The 707-nt window shown below is 71.0% G+C and carries 1 protein-coding gene; it reads left to right on the top strand.

The features are described 5' to 3' along the window. Window positions 1-275: 275 nt before the first annotated feature. The coding region (locus tag ACR9ZG_RS18915) for a thiamine pyrophosphate-binding protein (protein ID WP_481286387.1) at window positions 276-707 on the top strand (432 nt) is incomplete at its 3' end.

The raw sequence follows: 707 nt of genomic DNA, 5'->3' as shown, positions 1-707 counted from the left end.
CCGCGCGGCCGGGGGCGGGTGCGTCCCCATTTTCCGCGCAGTGGGGGGTCGTTGCCCCCCGACGACGTCAGTATATCGACGCCGAGTCGTGACATCATGTCGCTTCTCGGCGCGGAAACCCGCATCGAGTCACGATTCGGCGTCGATATACTGACGTCGTCTGGGCGCAACGACCGCCCAGTGCTCGAAAAATGGGCACGAAGCCGCCCGCGGAGGCGCGGCGCGCGAGACACATACGGATCCCGTCACTCCGTCACGTCTCGAAAGGCAGCGCCATGCCCTCCGTCTCCGCCCACGTCGCCCTCACCCTCGCCCAGCACGTCGACCACGTCTTCGGCGTCATGGGCAACGGGAACGCCTACTTCCTCGACGCGCTCGAGCGCACCGGCGCCGTCACCTACACCGCGATGCGGCACGAGGCGGGGGCCGTCGTCGCCGCCGACGCATTCCACCGCGCCTCCGGCCGGCTCGCGGCCGCGACGACGACCTACGGCGCCGGCTTCACCAACACCCTGACGGCACTGGCGGAGGCGGTGCAGGCGCACATCCCGCTGCTGCTCGTCGTGGGCGACGAGCCCACCTCCGGGCCCCGGCCCTGGGACGTCGACCAGATCGCCCTCGCCTCGGCCGTCGGCGCGGCCACGGTGATCGCCATCGAGCACGCGCTCTCCTATCGCGTGCCGACCGTCCTCGCGATCCCGTACGAC

This window comes from Leifsonia sp. KNZ12-8B (assembly GCF_056755495.1).
This window is presented reverse-complemented; position numbering and strand designations above follow the sequence as displayed.